The 19,992-nt window shown below is 38.1% G+C and carries 15 protein-coding genes, 1 pseudogene and 1 CRISPR repeat array; of the genes and pseudogenes, 4 read left to right on the top strand and 12 right to left on the bottom strand.

The genetic code is table 11. From position 1 onward, the window contains the following. On the top strand, positions 1 to 214 hold a 214-nt coding region (locus FLK20_RS22030), incomplete at its 5' end, for a hypothetical protein (RefSeq protein WP_227995197.1). A 70-nt stretch (positions 215 to 284) separates the two neighbouring features. After that, entirely contained in the window at positions 285 to 734 is a 450-nt protein-coding gene (locus FLK20_RS20240; protein ID WP_152658415.1) for a GNAT family N-acetyltransferase, read from the top strand. Positions 735 to 969: 235 nt separating this feature from the next. On the opposite strand, the gene FLK20_RS20235 is transcribed toward FLK20_RS20240, so the two are convergent. Then, a complete protein-coding gene (locus FLK20_RS20235) occupies positions 970 to 1,524 on the bottom strand; it encodes a dihydrofolate reductase family protein (protein ID WP_152658414.1) in 555 nt (184 codons plus the stop codon). A 179-nt stretch (positions 1,525 to 1,703) separates the two neighbouring features. Then, positions 1,704 to 1,988: a dihydrofolate reductase family protein gene (locus FLK20_RS20230; RefSeq protein WP_152658413.1), complete on the bottom strand. Its 285-nt coding sequence runs from the start codon at positions 1,986 to 1,988 to the stop codon at positions 1,704 to 1,706. Here FLK20_RS20230 and FLK20_RS20225 point away from each other — a divergent pair. Further along, positions 1,978 to 2,214, top strand: a pseudogene (locus FLK20_RS20225) (IS110 family transposase); the annotation flags it as partial. The gene FLK20_RS20230 and the pseudogene FLK20_RS20225 overlap by 11 nt on opposite strands. A 580-nt stretch (positions 2,215 to 2,794) precedes the next feature. After that, complete coding sequence (locus FLK20_RS20220; protein WP_227995195.1) at positions 2,795 to 4,366, top strand: methyl-accepting chemotaxis protein; 1,572 nt, start codon at positions 2,795 to 2,797, stop codon at positions 4,364 to 4,366. A 535-nt stretch (positions 4,367 to 4,901) separates the two neighbouring features. Here FLK20_RS20220 and FLK20_RS20215 read toward each other — a convergent pair. The 10 genes from FLK20_RS20215 to FLK20_RS20170 all read right to left on the bottom strand — a co-directional run bounded on the left by FLK20_RS20215 (position 4,902) and on the right by FLK20_RS20170 (position 19,979). Then, positions 4,902 to 5,765, bottom strand: a complete 864-nt coding sequence (locus FLK20_RS20215; protein ID WP_152658412.1) for a methyl-accepting chemotaxis protein — start codon at positions 5,763 to 5,765, stop codon at positions 4,902 to 4,904. A 780-nt stretch (positions 5,766 to 6,545) separates the two neighbouring features. Then, complete coding sequence (gene ltrA / locus FLK20_RS20210) at positions 6,546 to 7,805, bottom strand: group II intron reverse transcriptase/maturase (RefSeq protein ID WP_152658411.1); 1,260 nt, start codon at positions 7,803 to 7,805, stop codon at positions 6,546 to 6,548. 782 nt (positions 7,806 to 8,587) lie between these two features. Further along, positions 8,588 to 8,866, bottom strand: coding sequence for a toxin-antitoxin system YwqK family antitoxin (locus tag FLK20_RS20205; protein WP_152658410.1), 279 nt, complete (start codon positions 8,864 to 8,866; stop codon positions 8,588 to 8,590). Positions 8,867 to 9,958: 1,092 nt separating this feature from the next. Beyond that, the gene (gene glmS / locus FLK20_RS20200; protein ID WP_152658409.1) at positions 9,959 to 11,761 is read right to left on the bottom strand and encodes a glutamine--fructose-6-phosphate transaminase (isomerizing); all 1,803 of its coding nucleotides are present in this window, start codon (positions 11,759 to 11,761) and stop codon (positions 9,959 to 9,961) included. Positions 11,762 to 13,157: 1,396 nt separating this feature from the next. Further along, a CRISPR array of direct repeats spans positions 13,158 to 14,306; the repeat unit is 32 nt; unit sequence TTCACATCCTATTTGGGTGTGTGGATTGAAAT. 208 nt (positions 14,307 to 14,514) lie between these two features. Further along, positions 14,515 to 15,930 (bottom strand): PTS fructose transporter subunit IIC, encoded by a 1,416-nt coding sequence (locus FLK20_RS20195; RefSeq protein WP_152658408.1) that lies wholly within the window; start codon positions 15,928 to 15,930, stop codon positions 14,515 to 14,517. Then, the gene (locus FLK20_RS20190; RefSeq protein ID WP_152658407.1) at positions 15,927 to 16,379 is read right to left on the bottom strand and encodes a PTS sugar transporter subunit IIA; all 453 of its coding nucleotides are present in this window, start codon (positions 16,377 to 16,379) and stop codon (positions 15,927 to 15,929) included. The genes FLK20_RS20195 and FLK20_RS20190 overlap by 4 nt, the downstream gene beginning before the upstream one ends. Before the next feature lie 195 nt (positions 16,380 to 16,574). After that, complete coding sequence (locus FLK20_RS20185) at positions 16,575 to 17,339, bottom strand: SDR family oxidoreductase (RefSeq protein WP_152658406.1); 765 nt, start codon at positions 17,337 to 17,339, stop codon at positions 16,575 to 16,577. 28 nt (positions 17,340 to 17,367) lie between these two features. Continuing rightward, on the bottom strand, positions 17,368 to 18,021 hold the full coding sequence (locus tag FLK20_RS20180; RefSeq protein WP_152658405.1) for a bifunctional 2-keto-4-hydroxyglutarate aldolase/2-keto-3-deoxy-6-phosphogluconate aldolase: 654 nt from the start codon (positions 18,019 to 18,021) through the stop codon (positions 17,368 to 17,370). A gap of 30 nt (positions 18,022 to 18,051) precedes the next feature. Next, complete coding sequence (locus FLK20_RS20175) at positions 18,052 to 18,999, bottom strand: phosphoglycerate dehydrogenase (RefSeq protein ID WP_152658404.1); 948 nt, start codon at positions 18,997 to 18,999, stop codon at positions 18,052 to 18,054. Between the two features lie 29 nt (positions 19,000 to 19,028). Then, complete coding sequence (locus FLK20_RS20170) at positions 19,029 to 19,979, bottom strand: shikimate dehydrogenase family protein (protein ID WP_152658403.1); 951 nt, start codon at positions 19,977 to 19,979, stop codon at positions 19,029 to 19,031. Positions 19,980 to 19,992: the final 13 nt, after the last annotated feature.

The raw sequence follows: 19,992 nt of genomic DNA, 5'->3' as shown, positions 1-19,992 counted from the left end.
CCAGCATAGCTGGGGGATTAAGTTTTTCATTCATGGATTTCCTGTCGAATTTGAATATAAAAAACCCAAAGACTTGGCGAAAATACACCCGGAAAGTCGTTGGATTTGGGGACGTTATTTTTATTTAAAGAACGCTCTTGCACTTGTTATCGTGAGGATCAAGCGATATTTATTAGATTATTCGTGCTGTAAAGTAAATATTGAAATAATATAAGAAATACCGCAGAATAGTTCTTATAAAAATTATCCACCTATAAACCTGACAAGATCGGAGGAAAAACTGAATGGGAAAAGCTGTTGAATATAGAAAATTGGCCATGGTTGATGAGAGTAGTTTCTCTAAATTAGTATTATTGTTTAACAAAGAATTTGAATCGCCGGATTTGAACTATGTAAACGATAAGAACATAAGAAGCCTTCTAGCTAAACCCGATTTTATTTGTTTTGTTGCTTGTATTGGTGATGAAGTTGTTGGTGGTTTGACTGGTTACGAATTACTGATGTATGATCAGGAAGGTTCTTCAATGTATTTATATGACTTGGCGGTCAATAAGAACTATCAGCGTCGTGGAATTGGAAGTAATTTAGTTGGTGAATTAATGAATTATTGCAGAGCAAAAAATATAAAGGATTTATTTGTTCAAGCTGATGCAGAAGATCAACATGCTATTGAATTCTACAATAAAATTGGAGGGGATGATTCGGAGACGGTACAGTTTTCGTTTCGTTTTTAGATAGTGTCCCGAATCTGTTGAACAGGAAGAATCCATTTGGAAAAAAGATTGATCAAAATGGATTCTTCCTTTACGCTGCGGTGTTCAATTTTTATAAAAAAGTTTGATCATTTTTCACCTGTTTTATTCAACAATCGCGCCTCGTTTATGGAAGATTTTTTCGCACAATATCATCGTAATTTATATAGAGTGTTAAGATTTGAATAGACCTTAGGATAATAATGTTTGATGCAATTTATGCCAGTTCGTAACACAGTAAGATATTACCTGATTGAAACACCTTAGTTCTCTTCAACTTTAATAGCTTTCGATCCGTAATGTTATGAAAACAGGGTTTGCCTCCACCTAATATAACCGGATTGACTATTATCTGGTATTCATCAACCAGACCAATGTTTGTTAGAAAGGATACAAAATCTGAGCTTCCTAAGATAACCAGATCCTTCCCCGGTAGCTGCTTAAGCTTCATAATATGATCTTTCACATTCTCCTTAATGAGTTTCGTATTATCCCAATCTACATTGTTCAATGTATTAGAAAACACGATTTTAGGCAAATGGTTCATTCTTTCAGCGATAACTGGAAAATTCTCCTTTGCAAAGTCAGTTGGCCAAAAATCCTTCATGTGTTGATAAGTCTTTCTCCCATACAAAATGGCAGCAACGGAGTGCAGCACCTCTTCCGCATATTTATGATATTCATCGTCTACATGATGCCAGTCCAACTCCTGATTAGTTCCCTCGATAAAACCATCAAGCGATATCATCATTTGACTAATGATTTTACCCATTTTTCTCCTCCTAACTACAATAATGTAACTCACTGTACTTTGAATGATTTTTGTTCTTATAATAGGATTTTCCGCTTAGTTTAATTTTAGCACTATTTTAATTCTTGGATTTCTTCTAGTTTGCTCTTTTATGGGAAATGACTGGATTAAACTTTTTCATTTCCCCATGAATAACAACTCTATTGTTGTCTCATCGCAATCCTGTATTCATCAATGAGATTAAGTTTGACCGACGTGTTGGCAAGTCCGGCACCACCCAGATCAATGTCCTTGCCCTCTTCATTTTTGTAAGTATGTACAGTTTCTTCGATGTCATGACTCACAAGTACAGTGTTCATAGTATGCACATCTTGAAGTGTCTTTGAAAATACTATCTTCTTCGTTTCTTTCCAAATTCGGCTGTATTCACGTTTAAAAGCTGCCGATTCTGGTCGTTCATCAGCATTGTTCCAAAAAGCATCCATCAATCGGATCACGAAAAGAGGATCAGCAAGATTGCATCAAACCCTTTATTCAGCTGCGCAATGCGGCATGGCCAAAGATCGAAACAAAAAGATTATAGCCTTTTATCAGCGCAAAAGAAATGAGGACAAGCCGCACAAGGTCGCTGTGATTGCCTGTGCCAATAAACTCGTTCATTGGATCCATGCTATATTAAAGCGGCAGGAAGTCTTTGTAGATCAGCAATAAGAAATGGTTTCAATTCATAATTTTCTGAAATCCTATCAATTCTGCGTTAAGGCTATTTGGTATGCTTAATTTTAGCGTAACATGTTTATTTGAACTTTTTTACCTTCAACTGTTGACAGCTATTAGCTGGTATTGTTGCATAAATGTCTTCCGTTGAAATACCCTTTGGAATCTCTACTTCGTATAAATACGGGGATAAGCGTATATAAATTAATCCCTGTTTCAAAAACAATACAAGAAATATAATGGATATCATGTATTCTGCGGCAGCTTCCTTTTTTAAATAAAAAAAGTATAAGTGTAATGAAAGCGGTCCATCCTACGTCTTTTCACAAGGTTAGAATGGACAAATTTTCTTCACACTTATAAACAGTATAAAAAACTTACTATACATTATATGGTAAACAACCGATAAAGTAATTATCAAGAATTATTCATTTTATAGAAAAAGGAGTATGTTTGAATGAGTGTAGGAAAGAAATTAAATTTATCTTTTATTGTGTTAATTATTTTATTAGCTGTTTCTGTAGGATCTGCTACTTGGAACTTAAAACAGATTGATAATTAAGTAGAAGAAGCAATGGATTATCGCCTAGAGCAACTTCTTCTAATAGCAGAAATTCGTTATGAGGTTGGGATGCAGTCATCACATATCCGTGCTATCATTTTAGCCCCAGAAGAGGAAGTACATAGAGAAAATTTGCAGATAGCAGCAACAACGCTTGATAATAATTTAGCTGAATTAGAAAAAAATATATATTCGGATGAATTTAGATCCTATTGGGAACAGGCTAACACTCCTAATAATGAATTCAATGAAATTATGCCCGATATTTTAGCTGCGGTGGACAACGGTGATATTGATCAAGCAACAAACATAGTCAATACAACCGTTCAAGATATTAATACAGCTATGTTTGAAGCAGCAGAAGCGATGAACGATCATCAAATAAATCAAATGGAGAATATTGATACGAGTATAGAGTCTGCAATTGGGACTTCCCAAATTATTTCAATCGTTGTTTTAGTTCTAAGTATACTCATTGGCGTAGGCCTAATACTTTTTGTTCGCCGTTCTATCACAGCTCCATTATTAAGTGTCATGGATATTGCAAAGAAAATTGGTAATGGTGATTTATCCACTGAGGATGTAACAGTTAAATCTAAGGATGAAGTAGGTCAACTAGCTGAGATTTTCAATACTTCTAAAAATAATATACGTGATTTAATTGTTCGTATTCAACAAAATGCGGAACATCTAAGTGCATCTTCGGAAGAACTTACGGCAAGTGCGGAGGAAGCATCTGCTACGACTGAAGAAGTGACAAAGCAAGCTACGGATACTGCGGATACCTCTCAAACAGCAGCACATGCAGCGAATGAAAGTTCCATTGCAATGGGAGAAACCGCACAAGGAGTTCAACGAATTGCTGAATCAGCACAGTCGCTTCATTCTTCTTCCAGCGAAACAAGTGCAGCCGCTCAAAAGGGTACGCAGGTTATTGGCGATGCTCAACAGCAAATGGTTAATATTAATGAATCAGCTGCTTCTGTAAATGTTCTTGTGCAAAAGCTGGCAAAACAAACCGAAGAAATTGAAAATATCACCAAAGTTATTACCGATATCACAGATCAAACAAACCTATTAGCATTAAATGCTGCAATTGAAGCAGCTCGTGCAGGTGAACAAGGAAAAGGCTTCTCCGTAGTAGCAGATGAGGTACGTAAATTAGCAGAGGAATCCAAAAAATCAGCCGCTTCTATCAGCCTGTTAACAACAGAAATTAAAGTGGATACAAAAAACGTTGAACAAGCCATGCAGAGTGCTTTGCCTGCTGTAGAAAAAGGGGTAGAGGTCATTACCGAAGCTGGATCATCCTTTGAATCTATTGTTGGAGCAGTCAATGATATGACGAATCAAATTCAAGAGATTTCTGCAACCTCCCAAGAGCTTTCCGCAAGTGCCGAACAAGTTTCTGCATCTGTTACAGAAATTTCTACAGGTTCTCAAGTGATGTCTGGTAATATTGATACAATTGCAGCTTCAATGGAGGAACAATCTGCAACGATGAATGAAGTCGCTAATGTTGCTACCTCTTTGAGTAAAACAGCACAAGAATTACAGGAAGAATCACGGAAATTTAAAGTTTAACAATGGAGTGGACGTTTGTTATGTCATTGTTAAGAAAAAAAAGTGAATAAAAAGCCAGAATTTTTCCCTGGAAAGATAAACAGTGATGGTATTGTTGGCAACTCCCCATTGAGAGCTAGCAAGTACAAGAGTATCAAATTGTTGAATAAAAACCCTTAAAATCAGAAAAGGGCTGTCGCAAACTGTGTGATCTTCTTTTGACGACAGCCCCTTTCTGTTTTATTAAAATAGGTTTAATGCATCATGCTATAGTCGTCATCTTTAGAGCCATCGGTTATTGAAATTTTTTGTCCGCATGCTCCCCATTTACAATTTGGATATGTAAACTCATTAGAAACAAACTCTTTCTCTTCAAATGCTATATCCATTGCCTTGTGAAATTTCCGTATCTTTTTTTGATTAAAATTAAGATGCAAATACATAAATTAAATTATATTTTCACATGACAAGTTAGAGAGACATTCTTCTATACTTGCTTGCATCATATCAATGATTTCATCGTTTTCTTGTAGTATGTAGATTGACTATCAGGTTATCAAATAATATCCGACAGTTCCTCTGCTGTTTTAGTAATATGCTCGTAGGCATCTTTAAGTTGGTCAATAGAATCCGAATTTTTATTTATATTTTCGGTGACTTGTTTTACCATTTCTGCCATAACTGTTACTGAATTAAAAATGTGATTTAATTGGCTTGAAATATCATCAGCCGCATGTTTACTTGTATCCGCCATTTTCCTAACTTCACTAGCAACAACAGAAAATCCATGTCCATAGTCTCCTGCCCTAGCTGCTTCAATACTTGCATTTAAACCAAGTAAGTTCGACTGGGCTGCTATATCTTTTACAACGGAAGCCATGGACTGTATCTTTTCCACATTTTCTTTTACAGTCTTAGATTCATCAACTAATTTCTCCATATCTTCTACAGACTTCTGTGATGCATTGTTGACTTCATTGGTACTTGTCGTCATTTCTTGAACTAAAGTAATAAATTCATCTGAACTATTTTTTAAAACTGTTTCTCGAGTTGTTATATCCGTCGCAATCTTAATCACACTTTCAATCCGTCCCTCTGCGTTTACAACTGGTGTGTATATTGCATCAAGCCATACAATACTTTTATCTTTTTTAACCCGTTTTACTTTATCATGAAAAGCCCTATTATTACGTAACTTATTCCAAAACACTTCATAATCTTGACTGCTTGAGAATTCTTCTAAGCATAATTGTTTATGATGCATATTTTTTAATTCTTCTACTTCATATCCAATAACTTGAGCAAAATTATCATTAGCCCATAGAATTCCCCCCTGAGGATCAAATAGAATCATTGCCAATGATCGCTCAATAGCAGAAAACATACTTTCTTGGCTTAAAAGATCTTGTTTCATTGTCATAAATTTAACCTCCTTTTCAACTATACAGTAACTATGTTCCTGATATATTTTTTAATTTTATCAGCTTCTATAAGTCTACTCTAGTAATACCTCTTTTCCACATGACCATCCGGACTGTAAACTTCTACTTTATTTCCACTCGAAAAGCTATATAATTTTAAAATTTCTTCATTTTAGTTCCTGTACTTCCCCAAAGTAATGTGCTAAAATTCCCAATAATGAAAATGATAATACCTATGATTCCTCCTATAATTCAGCTAATTCAGCAATATAAAGATCCGAATCTCTTACAAAGCGGATAAGAAATCCTCTACCAAAAATTATTGTCATTGAAATTCCAATAGATGTTAGCCAGTACCTCATGTCATCTCATCCTTTTTTAATTATAACAACCAACTTATCAGCATAATTGTATCAAAAATATGGATAAATTATCAGTCTTTATTTCAAAGTTACATCAAGCTCTCTATCTCAGAACCAATTTTAGTCTAACATCACTTCTTCTACTATATATGTCTGCCAAAAAGTTCTTCCCTCCCCAAAACCACCTCAACTGCTTGTCCCTCTTGACTCCATCCACATTTTTCTTCTTTCCAATCTGCTATATAATTCTTCCTCCAAACGCACGATTTTCACTTCTTTTTTTCCCTTCTGAGTTGTATAGAATATTGCGACATTGTAATTAAGTTCTTCACTGAAATCGAGTAGAGGGAAAAGCTAGATAACTTTTCGCCCCTCTCACACCACCAGTACATACGGTTCCGTATACGGCGGTTCAATTTATATTTCAGTGTGTACTAAGGCAAAGGGGATACCTCTTTGCCTTAGTCGTTTATTAGACAAAGCTCTATGAACAACCTTCGATAGTCCAATGAATCGGAGACCTTTTCTACAGTAAGTTAGCCCTTTAGCTTCTTCTTTTGGTATGCCAAGTTGGACGAGAGACTTGATTCTCTTTTTGTTGTTCTTCCACTGCTTCCAGATAATCACTCTTATTCTGGAGCGTAACTTCGCATCGATAGCGCCTAGAACACTCTTCATTTTAGCTGTCCTAAAATAGTTAACCCATCCATAAATGACCTGTTTTAATTTAATAATTCTGTCGTTTAGGGAAATGCTCCAGTTTCGTTTCGTCAATCGACGTAGTTTCCTTTGGAATTTTTGTACTGATGCTTTACTTGGTCTCGGTTGAAATTTCTTCTTATTTGCGTCATAGTAAAAACCAAAGCCGAGAAATGTGGTTTTCGTGGGGCGTGATATGTTACTTTTCTCTGCATTTACCTTTAATCCGAGTTTCTTTTCAATAAATGTTGTAATGGAAGTTAAGACTCGATTTGCCGCCTTTTCACTTCTCACAAAGATAAGGCTATCGTCTGCGTATCTTACGAAACGCAGACCCCTTGCTTCCAGTTCTTTATCTAGCTCATTCAACATAATATTGCTTAAAAGTGGACTAAGGTTGCCTCCTTGTGGTGTTCCTATGGTTGTATCTTCATACTTTCCATCTATCATCACACCACTTGCGAGGTATTTTCGTATCAGAGAAATCACATCTCCATCTTTTATCGTGTGCGAGATAATTCGCATCAACTTATCATGATTGACCGTATCGAAAAATCGTTCTAAGTCAATATCCACCAGCCACTTGTACCCGTTATTGATATATTCCAATGCTTGCGTAATTGCCATTTCGCAACTTCTTCTTGGTCTGAAACCATAGCTGTAGTCACTAAATTGTTTTTCAAATATCGGGCTGAGCACTTGGCTCATTGCTTGTTGAACGACTCTGTCAACCACTGTTGGAATACCCAGTTTGCGCATCTTTCCATTTTCTTTCGGAATCTCTACCCGTAGTGCCGGCATTGGTTTGTATTTTCTTTTCCTGATCTGCGTTCGCAATTCCTCTTTCTCTTCTCTGAGGTGCAATTTTAGTTCGTCCACCGTTATGCCGTCCACTCCACCTGCACCTTTATTTCGGTACACTCGAAGATAGGCTTCATTCATATTTTGATTGCTTAATATCTTTTCTAAAAGTTCCACACTCGTTTCTTCCTTTCCTTTCACGTGACGAAGAACACTTCTATTTTGATTATCCTCTGAGATACGCTCATACTTTCATCATTAACACATTCAGAAGTCTATCCTTCGTGCATTCATGGCGTAGAAACACTATAAATTGTTCAGCCCTTCATGATTTTCATCACTACTACGGCGTCGGCTGACTTCTCACGATAAATCTTTTTCGACCAGCTTTCTTTTTAGGGGACTCCTCAGCTGTCCGCGAGACCTCCCAGGGTAAGACAACTATCTTTCCTCTTTTACTCGCCTAATATACTCTGCAGGGTTACGCACATCTTTTGGATTTTGACTTGTTTGGGAGCCTTGTCCGCCTGCAGAGCCTTGGTATCAGATTTCTGTTCGTCGAGCCAAGATTTTGATTCACGCTTCCTTCAGCCTTTACCTCACGATAAATACCTTGCGCTTCTCTAGTGGTTGGTCGATGTGTACCCCCACGATGGATTTCCACCACCTAGATAGTTGCCATGCCTGGCGCACCAAAAAAAGACTGAATCACTATTGGATCCAGCCCGAATTTTTATTGATTTTTGATGAAACAATGTTTAATTGAGTATTGAAAAATCATTGAAATGCACATTATTTCCGACCGTTCTTCTCTCTGTACTTTTCCCGCTTCGATACCAACTTAGTTACATTAGGGAAGAACAAAGTTACGTGGGGAAGAAGGGAGTTACAGCTATATACTGATTTTTATCTAAGGAAGGGAACTTATTACGGTAATAGTGAAACTGCCCCATTATTTATTACTTGTCCCGATTAGTCGTTTTGTATTTTTCACCTTTGCTGTCATAAGTGATCCACTCACCAACAGGCTCGCCATTTTCAAAATACCCTGAACGTTTTATGGTTCCATCTGCACGATACCATTCCCAATAGCCTTCTGGCTGATCTCCAATCATTTTCCCCTTTGACCATATCGTTTTACCGTTTGCATGATACTTTATCGTGAATCCATCAATCACTTCTAGTTTCTTTTCCTTAACGCCCTTTGGCTGTATTATGTCACACTGTTTTTTCTCCATAATAGACCTCCGCTAACTTTTAAAATTAATATCGCATTTCCAAAAACTTATTGATCCTAAAAATAAAGACACTAAAAGTTTCATCCCAATTCTCTTTGTATGTCTTCTTATCTTGTAAATTACGGAAGAAATAAACTAATTCCTTTTTCTACCCATGTATAACAAAAATAGAAATCCCATAAATCACCCACCACAAACCCGCATGCCGCCGTTCCAGTTAAAATAAAGGGTTACGACAGAATAGCAAGGCATACAGCAGGATTAAGCTAGGATAAAACTATTGATTTTTTTATTGAATTATATCATAAAAAATTACGCTCTCTCTACTATGTCCCCATCGAAAATTAACGTTCCACCCAACACCCTCTCCTCAATCCCTCTCAACCGCTTCTCCCCCATAGCCTCACACCACATTTCCAAATTCTTCAATAGAATAATTACGTTCCTCCATTTTAGCCGCTTTTCACCCACTTGTGTACCAAATTTTCACCCTTTTGTATAAAAAAAATTACGTTCCTTCTGGAGGATTTTCAATTGGAATACCTCCGGTATTTTCCACCCGCTTTTCACCGAAAATGAACCAAGAAAAGGTGTTGGTCTTTCAAAAATATTGGATCTTTATTGGATTCGTATTGAAAAATATAGAACAAAAAACAGAGGAAAAAGACGGATCAATCCTTCGGATTTATGTATAAAAAGACCAATGAAAAGATATTGGGAATGATATTGAACACACGCCTGACAAGGGATTGAAGCGGTTTGGAATAGAAGCGGATTATATATTGGATTGGTATTGGAAAGAACCTATTGAAAAAATATTGGAGAGATATTGGAAAGAACCTATTGAAAAAATATTGGAGAGATATTGAGTGATTATTTTAGGCTGCAGCAGCGGGAAAATGGATGATTTGAAGCGGGGATTAATTTTGGATTTTCTACTTAATTTGAGCGTAAAAAACCCGAAGGTTCGGTGGGAATATACCGGAAAGACCTTCGGGTTTGGGAACGTTACTTTTTTATAAGGTACGTTATTATTATTTAAGCCGCGTTAATTTTCTATCAGAACAACTTTATTGTTACTAATGCATCAACCTACTCCACCGTAACACTCTTTGCCAGGTTACGTGGTTTATCCACATCACAATCACGGTGCAGCGCTGCATAATAAGCCAGAAGCTGCATTGGAATAACACTTACCAATGGAGTCAACAGCTCATGAACAGGCGGCAATACAAAAGCATCCTCATCCTGATCCAAGCCTTTTGAGCTGATGATAAGCGCATTTGCTCCACGGGCAACAACTTCCTGTACATTTCCGCGAATAGAGTAGTTTACATTTTCTTGCGTGGTTAAAGCAATAACTGGTGTACCATCTTCAATTAAGGCGATGGTTCCGTGCTTCAGCTCTCCTCCGGCAAAACCTTCTGCCTGGATATAAGAGATTTCCTTCAGCTTCAATGCTGCTTCTTGTGCAACATGATAGTCTGTACTGCGACCAATATAGAAAGCATTACGTGTTGTAGCAAAATAATCTCTTGCTAACTGCTCAAGCTCTTCTTTTTGGTTCGTGATGACTTCCATTGCATTCGCTACAATCGCAAGCTCCTGTAATGGATCAAAATCTAATTTAATACCTTTTGCTCTTGCCGTGTCTACTGCAAGAACTGCTAAAACCGCAATCTGTGCTGTGTATGCTTTTGTAGAAGCAACAGCAATTTCCGGTCCAGCATGTAAAGGCAATGTGTAATTTGCTTCACGAGAAAGGGTTGATCCAGGCACGTTTGTTATTGTTAGTGCCGGATGTCCTAATTCTTTTATCTTAACTAATACGGCACGACTGTCTGCTGTTTCCCCACTTTGAGAAATAAAAATAAACAATGGTTTTTCAGACAGCAATGGCATGTTATAGGAAAATTCGCTTGCAATATGAACCTCGACAGGGATGTTAGAAAGTTTTTCAAGAAACTCTTTTCCGACTAACCCTGCGTGGGAGCTGGTTCCTGCGGCAATAATATAAATGCGATCCGCTTTTTGCATAGCTTTACGAATATCTTTGTCTAACTTTAATTCGCCTTTATCATCCTGATATTCACGAATAATGTTTCGCATAACGATAGGCTGCTCATCAATTTCTTTCAGCATGAAATGAGGGTATGTTCCTTTTTCTGTATCACTTGCATCAATTTCCGTTATAAATGGTTCACGTTCAACAACTTCCCCATCTAACGTCTGTACTTCTACAAAGCTGCGATTGACAAGAACAATTTCTTTATCATAGATTTCCAGGTACTCGTTTGTTTCTTTCAATGTTGCCATTGCATCGCTGGCAACCAAGTTGAAACCTTCCCCTAAGCCAACCAACAGCGGACTTTTATTTTTAGATACATATAAAGTGTCTTGATCTTCTGCATCAATCAGACCGATAGCATAAGAACCTTTAAGCAGGCTCATTGCTTCACCAAATGCTTTTTTCGTATTTTGATGTTTTTCATAAAGTTTTTCAATCAGCTGTACGATAATCTCTGTGTCTGTTTCACTCACAAAGTTAACATCCGTCAAATATTCTTTCTTTAGATCCAGATAGTTTTCAATAACGCCATTATGCACAATAGTAAAGCGTTCAGATGAGCTTTGATGTGGGTGTGCATTTTGCACACTTGGCACACCATGTGTCGCCCAGCGAGTATGACCGATGCCAATTGTAGCATTTTTACTGTTATCTACTTCTTCACGTAACGCTGCAATACGTCCTTTTACTTTTGTTACGTGTACACCATCTTCTCCTAAAGTTGCGATACCTGCAGAGTCATAGCCGCGATATTCTAATTTTTCCAATCCTGTTAATAAAATTTCTTTCGTATCATTTTGTCCAATATAACCGACGATTCCGCACATGTCGATGTCCTCCTTGTTTGAAGGGGCAGAGACAAAAGACCGATTCGAAGCGAAGGGGCCTTGTTCTGCCCCTTTCTCGTGTTAGTTTTTTATAAGACATCATTCTTTATCTCTTTGTTCACCAGGTCACCCTGATGGTTTAAAGATAAAGCGGCAACTGCGATGTACAGCTGGGAGGCACCCGCCGAATAATTCGATAACCTCCGACCTCGTCAACTATTCTTCCTGACCGTCCGTAGAATAGTCCTGGCGCTTGTTATTATAGTTTCCTTTTGTATTTCTCTGCTCCTCTCCATTTTTTATTTGCTCTTGTCAAACGGACTTTTTCATTTGGAAAACAAGAACTTTCTACATTTTACCGGAAAGTCATATTTAAGGTCAACCTTTTTCTTCCTTTCCGATTAAAATAGTTTATGAAATTCTCTTAAAAATGTTGCAGAATATACATAAGTGACTGATTTAATGCAGATTAGCTGGATGGCTGGAGAATGTTTGAAGGGGAATAGCACAGGGTAGTATAATGAAAGATATATGAAGAAGGCTTTTAAGAAATTTTTAGCCAGGTGGATGATTTAGTGCTAACCTTAGGCGAACATAAATTACTAGGGAGGTTAGCACCTCAATATGCTCAAGGGTTTGGGGAATTTTTTTGAGGATATTGCTTCTCTATTTTTAATTTAATAAGAGGTTAGCACTTTTTATTGTTTGAAAGCTTGCTGCGTAACGTTTTATGTTGCGCGCTNATAAATTACTAGGGAGGTTAGCACCTCAATATGCTCAAGGGTTTGGGGAATTTTTTTGAGGATATTGCTTCTCTATTTTTAATTTAATAAGAGGTTAGCACTTTTTATTGTTTGAAAGCTTGCTGCGTAACGTTTTATGTTGCGCGCTTTCTCACCTTGTGTAGGTGAGTGGATTGAAATTCAAGCTAGGTATGAACATCGGCTTAATGCATCCTTCTCACCTTGTGTAGGTGAGTGGATTGAAATTCAAGCTAGGTATGAACATCGGCTTAATGCATCCTTCTCACCTTGTGTAGGTGAGTGGATTGAAATCATCCCGGCTCGTCTGTGGAGCCGTCCCAAACTTTTTCTCATCTTGTGTAGGTGAGTGATAACGTCGAACGCTACTGGCATTGATTATAGTGACTTCTCACCTTATATTAGTGAATAGATTGAAACACAGAGAAAGTTTCGGCTAAATATGATTTGGTGGCTAAATATGATTTGGTGCTAACCTTAGGCAAACATAAATTACTAAGGAGGTTAGCACCTCTTTATATATAAGGCTTTTTAAGTGTATAGATGAAAAATCAACCTATTTTTGTTATATTAAAACTAGGTTAGCACTTTTTAACATTTAAGGCCTTGATGCATAAGGCTTTTTACTGTGCGCTTTCACATCCTATTTGGGTGTGTGGATTGAAATAGATCATCACCCCACCTCTATGCCATTTATTGATTCACATCCTATTTGGGTGTGTGGATTGAAATCCCATTCACCAAACCATTGGGTAATCAGCTCGTATTCACATCCTCTTTGGGTGTGTGGATTGAAATTACTCTTTCAGCTTGATACTCACCTGCAGCAACATTCACATCCTATTTGGGTGTGTGTTTTGAAATAGACCATCACCCCACCTCTATCCCATTTATTGATTCACATCCTAGTTGGGTGTGTGGATTGAAATCCCATTCACCAACCCATTGGTTAATCAGCTCGTATTCCCATCCTATTTGGGTGTGTGGATTGAAATCCCATTCACCAAACCATTGGTTAATCAGCTCGTATTCACATCCTATTTGGGTGTGTGGATTGAAATTACTCTGACAGCTTGATACTCACCTGCAGCAACATTCACATCCTATTTGGGTGTGTGGATTGAAATTTTTAGGTCTAATTCAATGGCTGCTTTCTTTCTTTCACATCCTATTTGGGTGTGTGGATTGAAATTACTCTTTCAGCTTGATACTCACCTGCAGCAACATCCACATCCTATTTGGGTGTGTGGATTGCAATACCTTGAAATTTAGCTAATGCTTTGCTGATTTCTTCACATCCTCTTTGGGTGTGTGGATTGAAATTACTCTTTCAGCTTGATACTCACCTGCAGCAACATCCACATCCTATTTGGGTGTGTGGATTGAAATACCTTGAAATTTAGCTAATGCTTTGCTGATTTCTTCACATCCTATTTGGGTGTGTGGATTGAAATCCATAACACTAATCTACAAGCAAGGTACAAGTAGTTCACATCCTATTTGGGTGTGTGGATTGAAATTTAACCTTTTTGCCAGTTGCTACATCTGTTCTTATTCACATCCTATTTGGGTGTGTGGATTGAAATTGCTTGTAGAGGCGTCCGCTGAATCCGATAACCCTTCACATCCTATTTGGGTGTGTGGATTGAAATCAAATATGGATGATTATTACAATAAAGAAGAAGTTTCACATCCTATTTGGGTGTGTGGATTGAAATTGCTTGTAGAGGCGTCCGCTGCATCCGATAACCCTTCACATCCTATTTGGGTGTGTGGATTGAAATCTGTTGGTAATCACGTAATTCCATGCTTGCTGTACTTTCACATCATGAGTATACGAACTAAATATTATTGCTCGACATCAGCATAGCCCCTCTACAAGCTTCATTTACACACAGACAGATTCTGTGGTAAAAACCTAAATAACCTTCCATGCTAAAATTCACATGAAAGGCTATTTATTATTCATACATATACTCTATCCAACCATACTCATTGCACCCTGCTGTCAGTTTCAACACTTGTATGAATCGGCTTCTTTAAAACAGTAACCAAAATCCCGCTTACAGCAACACCGACAGCAAGTGCTAAAACGTATAATAATACCCCTTCCACAGCTCCCGGGATAAAGAAGACAAAAAATCCTCCATGCGGAACTGCTATCCCTGTGCCAAACAACATGGATAAGGCGCCAGTTATAGCTGCTCCGACCGTAACAGAAGGTAAAACCCTAATCGGGTCTGCTACCGCAAAAGGAATTGCCCCCTCAGAAATAAATGAAAAGCCCAGAACCCAAGCTGATTTACCAGCCTCTCTTTGCTCGAGGGTGTATCGGTCTTTTCCAATAATGGTAGATGACAGTGCCATCGCTAGAGGCGGCACCATTCCCGCGACCATAACAGCTGCCATGACTGTACTTACTTCGCCCTGAGATAAATTTGTTAAAGAGGCTACTCCGAAAAAATATGCGGCTTTACCAATCGGTCCTGCCAAATCAATTGCCATCATTCCTCCAAGTATTAAGCCCAGCAAAATCGAATTAATTCCTGTCAAACCATTTAGCCATCCTGTCAGCCCATCATTAAGTGCAATTAATGGTCCCCCGATGACATAGATAAAAATAAGACCAGAAATAAGCACAGAAAGCAATGGTAAAATCAAAATTGGTAATAGCCCTGAAAAATTCTTGGGTAAGCGAATCCATTTTCTCAAAATAACAATTGTATATCCTGCTAAGAATCCGCCTACCATCGATCCTAAAAATCCTGCATCCATGGAAGATGCCAGCATACCTGCAACCATTCCGGGCACCAGCCCGGGTCTGCTTGCAATGGAGAATGCTACATATCCTCCTAATGCCGGCCACATCAAGGTCATTGCAATATCACCCAGTTCTTTCAAAGAAGATGCTAGTTCCCCTTCTGCATTAATACCTCCAAACGCAAAGGATAATGCTATCAAAAGTCCTCCGGCAACAACAAATGGTATCATATATGAAACACCTGTCATGAGGTGGCTGTACACTTCTTGAAAAGAGCTCTTTCCTTCTTTTCCTTGCTTTTCACTATTTACCTTTTCTCCTGTATCACTGCCTTTTTGGTAGATTGGTGCGTCAAATGACCTTTCAAGCAAGCTTTCTCCGTCCTGAATCGCTTCATTGACATCTACCTCTAATAATCGCTTCCCTTTAAATCTGCTTTTATCAACGGTAGTACTTGCAGCGATAACTACCGCATCCGCCTGTTCAATGTCCTCTTTCGATAAAACATTTTCAGCTCCAATAGAACCCTGCGTTTCTACCTTGATTTCATGTCCGATTTCTTTTGCTGCCACTTCAAGTGCTTCTGCCGCCATATACGTATGAGCAATTCCTGTTGAGCAGGAAGTAATTGCAACTATTCTTTTCATCCTTCATCCCCCAGTATTTCGTATAATTCATCTTTTGTTTGCATCTGCAGCAGTTTTTGACGGACCTCCTCATGCATTAATTTTCGTGAAAGCTGGCTTAGTATCTTTAAATGTGTATCATTAGAGCTTTCTGGAACAGCTATTAGAAACATTAGATTGACAGGCTTTCCATCTAAAGAATCATATGCTATTCCAGCTTGAGACCTTCCGAATGCAAGGCTGGGTTCTCTCACACCTTTTGATTTTCCATGCGGGATTGCAACGCCCATTCCAATTCCTGTTGTCGATTCTGCTTCTCTTTTCATCACAGCCTTTATATATTTTCTTTTACTTTTTAACCTTTGATCAGCTTCCATTAAATCCGCAAGCTCATGGATTGCGCCAGTTTTATCATCAACCTGCAAATCCAGGCAGATTAACGCATCAGACATTAAATTTTCTAATCCCATCCTCTTCATCCCCTTTGCTCTTACAGCTTTTTTTAATAAATTACGATTTCAACTCCCGATAGTAAACGCTTTCAATTTTTATTTAGATTTCGCCTTATTAAGCTTTAAAAAAATAAAATCCCCTATCCTGTTTTTCAAATATATTTCTAGAATAGGAGATTTTCTTATCCGCTTCATAAATTCGTTTCAATCCATTCAAAAGGCTGTATAGCCTCCATCAATAATGATGTCACTTCCCGTAACATATTTACAGCTATCACTTACCAGAAATAATAAAGGAGGAATCAATTCTTCAGGCTCAGCCATCCGCTTCATTGGTATTAATTTTGCCCAGGCACTTTTTAATTCATCCGGAGTATTAACGGACATATTTGTGGCTACATATCCCGGGCTGAGACTATTTACTTTGATTCCTTTATCCGCCCATTCAATTGCCAATGATTTCGTAAGGTGAATAAGTGCCGCTTTGGATGCGTTATAGGAGGCTTGCATTTGCGGCAGGTTAACGATGGAGCCGGACATAGAAGCAATATTAACAATATTTCCTTCTACACCTTTATCCACCATGACTTGTGCAACATGTTTTGTAATGAAGAATTGAGCATTTACATTCAAGTCCATTACTTTGTTAAAGCTGCTTGCTGAGGCCTCCAATGATTTTTCATGCACACAAATACCAGCATTATTAACCAGCATATCAATTTTTCCTGCTTCATCTATTACTTGTCTAATAGATTCCTGCACTTGATTTTCATCGGTAATATCTGTCTTTATCCAATGTGCTTTTCCTTGTATATCCACTATTTCCTTCACAACATGCTCAGCACTGCTTCGTGAAAAGATAAAAACCTCCGCTCCTGCTTGTGCCAGCCCCTTTGCCAGCACTTGACCAATTCCCATACTGCCGCCTGTTATCACAGCAGCTTTGCCAGATAAGCCGAATAAATGATTTAAGTACATAAGCTGCCCCATTTCAATAAGCTAAAAATTAAATTTTTTTACGATCTCTTGTTTCCTTAATAATATTCACAAATTGTTTTGCCTTCTCTGTGATGAGCTCATAATTCCCCGTTTTGGCTCCGCCCACTAATGAGCTTCCTGCCCCAACAGCTGCCGCTCCTGCCTCAATCCATTCATGAACATTATTTAAATCCACGCCTCCTGTAGGCATCAGCTTAGCTTGTGGAATGGGACCATTAATCGCTTTAATCATTTGCGGACCATTCACTTCTCCAGGGAACAGCTTGATAATATCTGCTCCTGCTTCCATTGCTTGTACGACTTCTTTTATTGTCATGGCACCAGGCATACAGGGAATTCGATAGCGATTACATAACCTTATCGTTTCTTCTTCAAAATAAGGAGATACAATATATTGAGCGCCTGACAAAATAGCAATTCGGGCTGTCTCTGCATCCAGAACGGTCCCTGCTCCTAAAATAATTTCATCCGGGCTGTAATTATCAGATAACGCCTCCAGCACACGATATGCTCCTGGAACGGTAAAGGTTATTTCTAAAGCATTGACACCACCCTTTAAACAAGCTTCCGAAATTTTCCATGCTTGGTCAGCATCATTAGCTCGTACCACTGCTACAATCCCCACATCTTCTATTCGCTTTATCACAGTTTCTTTATCCATTGCGATCCACCTGCTTCAACTGTATTTTATTTAAGCCATTTCGCCGTACTTTTCAAATAGTTCAACCAGATTGTTACTGGACATAATTCCCATATTATCTATCGCTTGAACGGTCGAAGCAGCACAATGCGATCCAATCACAATGTTATCTAATTCCAGCAATTCTTTATTTTGTGGGGGCTCTGATTCAAACACATCGATCCCTGCTCCCCAAATTAATTGTTCTTGTAAGGCTTCCGACAAGGCTTGTTCATCTATTAAGCCGCCTCGGGCTGTGTTCACTAATACGGCTGTTGATTTCATAAGCTTCAACTGCTCTTTACCAATAATATGTGCTGTATGTTTATTTAAAGGTAAATGCAAACTGATAAAATCAGACTTCGCAAAAATGTCATCTAAACGGTCAACATATTGAACACCACTACTTTTAGCGTACTCATGATCAGGCATTAAATCGTATGCTAAAACATCCATTTCAAAACCTTTTGCCCGTTGAGCTACTTTTTTCCCAATATTACCAAGTCCAATGAGCCCTACTGTTTTTTTATGGATATCAACGGTTGTGATTTTCTTCCAATTTAATTCCCGACATTCTTTATCAATTTGCACTACTTTTCTAGCTACTGCCATCATCAGCGCAAATGTATAATCTGCAACAGCATCAGCGTTTGCATTCACCGCTCTGGCAACTTCAATATTTCTTTCTTTTGCATAATCCATATCAATATTATCAATGCCTACTCCATATTTAGAAATGACCTTCAATTTTTCAGCATGTTTTAGTACTTCTTTACTTAGCGGATCAACACCTACAATAATCCCATCTACATCTTTAATTTCCTCGATCATTTGTGCTTCCGTCATAATCTTACCGTAAGGATTCTTTTTTACTTCCACGCCAAAGCGCTTTAATATTTCATCCGGTTCATTACTGTGACGGCCAAAGGATCGAGGTGTAACAAAAACTTTATATGCCAACAGAAAACACCTGCCTTCCCTATTGTTCTCTAGTTCCTTTTTTGAAATTCTGCTGCAATTTGTTCCAATTGATTAATATGTGAATCGATATCTACATCAAAAACCTCACCGATAACCTGTGTCCAGCCATGGATGAAATAAATCCAGCCATCTTCTACATGTAAGCTTCTGCTTTCCTTCTGAGCAATTGCTTGATGCATAAAATCTAATTCTCCGCGATAATTTAATTCCCAAACCAAACTGTCACTAGGAAATAATCCCTTATCGGTTAACGGAGAGCCCGGACGGTCTTTACCTAAACCGGTAGCATTTACTACTAAGGAATGCGGGGGCAGGTTCTTTAGAATTTTATCGTTATCTTCAGAATGGGGCGCATGATGAAATTCAAATTTTGTAGCAGTATCTAGTTTACTTAATAACTTTTCTGCGGATATTAAGCGCTGCTCACTTCGATTGGAGATAATAATCTTTTCAGGTATATGATCTCCATGTTTTTTATCTGTCAAGTAACTACTGATTGCTAATGTACTGCCCCCAGCTCCCATTAAAAACACTTCTCCACCTTTTTCCCAATAGTTATCCGGGACAAATGCTTCTAGAGCCAGACCGCTGGTGATAGGATCTTTCGCATGTCCTCTAAGTTCACTTCCGTCCGCCGATTTGGAAATGGAAGAAATCTCATCCAGCATTTCTGCATAAGGATCGAGATAATCAAAATCTTTTTTGGTAGCATTGTATAAATCTATCTTATGTGTAGTAACCAACGCTCCTTTAGAGTGTGGATCATTTTTAATAAAATCTACCACTTCTCGATAAATTTGATCCTCATCATGAATCTTAATATCTATTCCTTTTAATACAGCGTCCTTCAAACCTAATTCTTTCGCCCATAAAGGGAATAATTTCATAATAGAAGATTTGGTTGTTGTTACTCCTATAAAATACATTGTAGGTTGTTTTGCGCTGTCTGGTAATTGCATACTAATCATCCTT

It is taken from the genome of Oceanobacillus sp. CFH 90083, from assembly GCF_009389585.1.
In the GTDB taxonomy this organism is placed as follows: domain Bacteria; phylum Bacillota; class Bacilli; order Bacillales; family Amphibacillaceae; genus Oceanobacillus.
The sequence above is the reverse complement of the archived record's forward strand: the minus strand, read 5'-3'. Positions and strand labels throughout refer to the sequence as shown.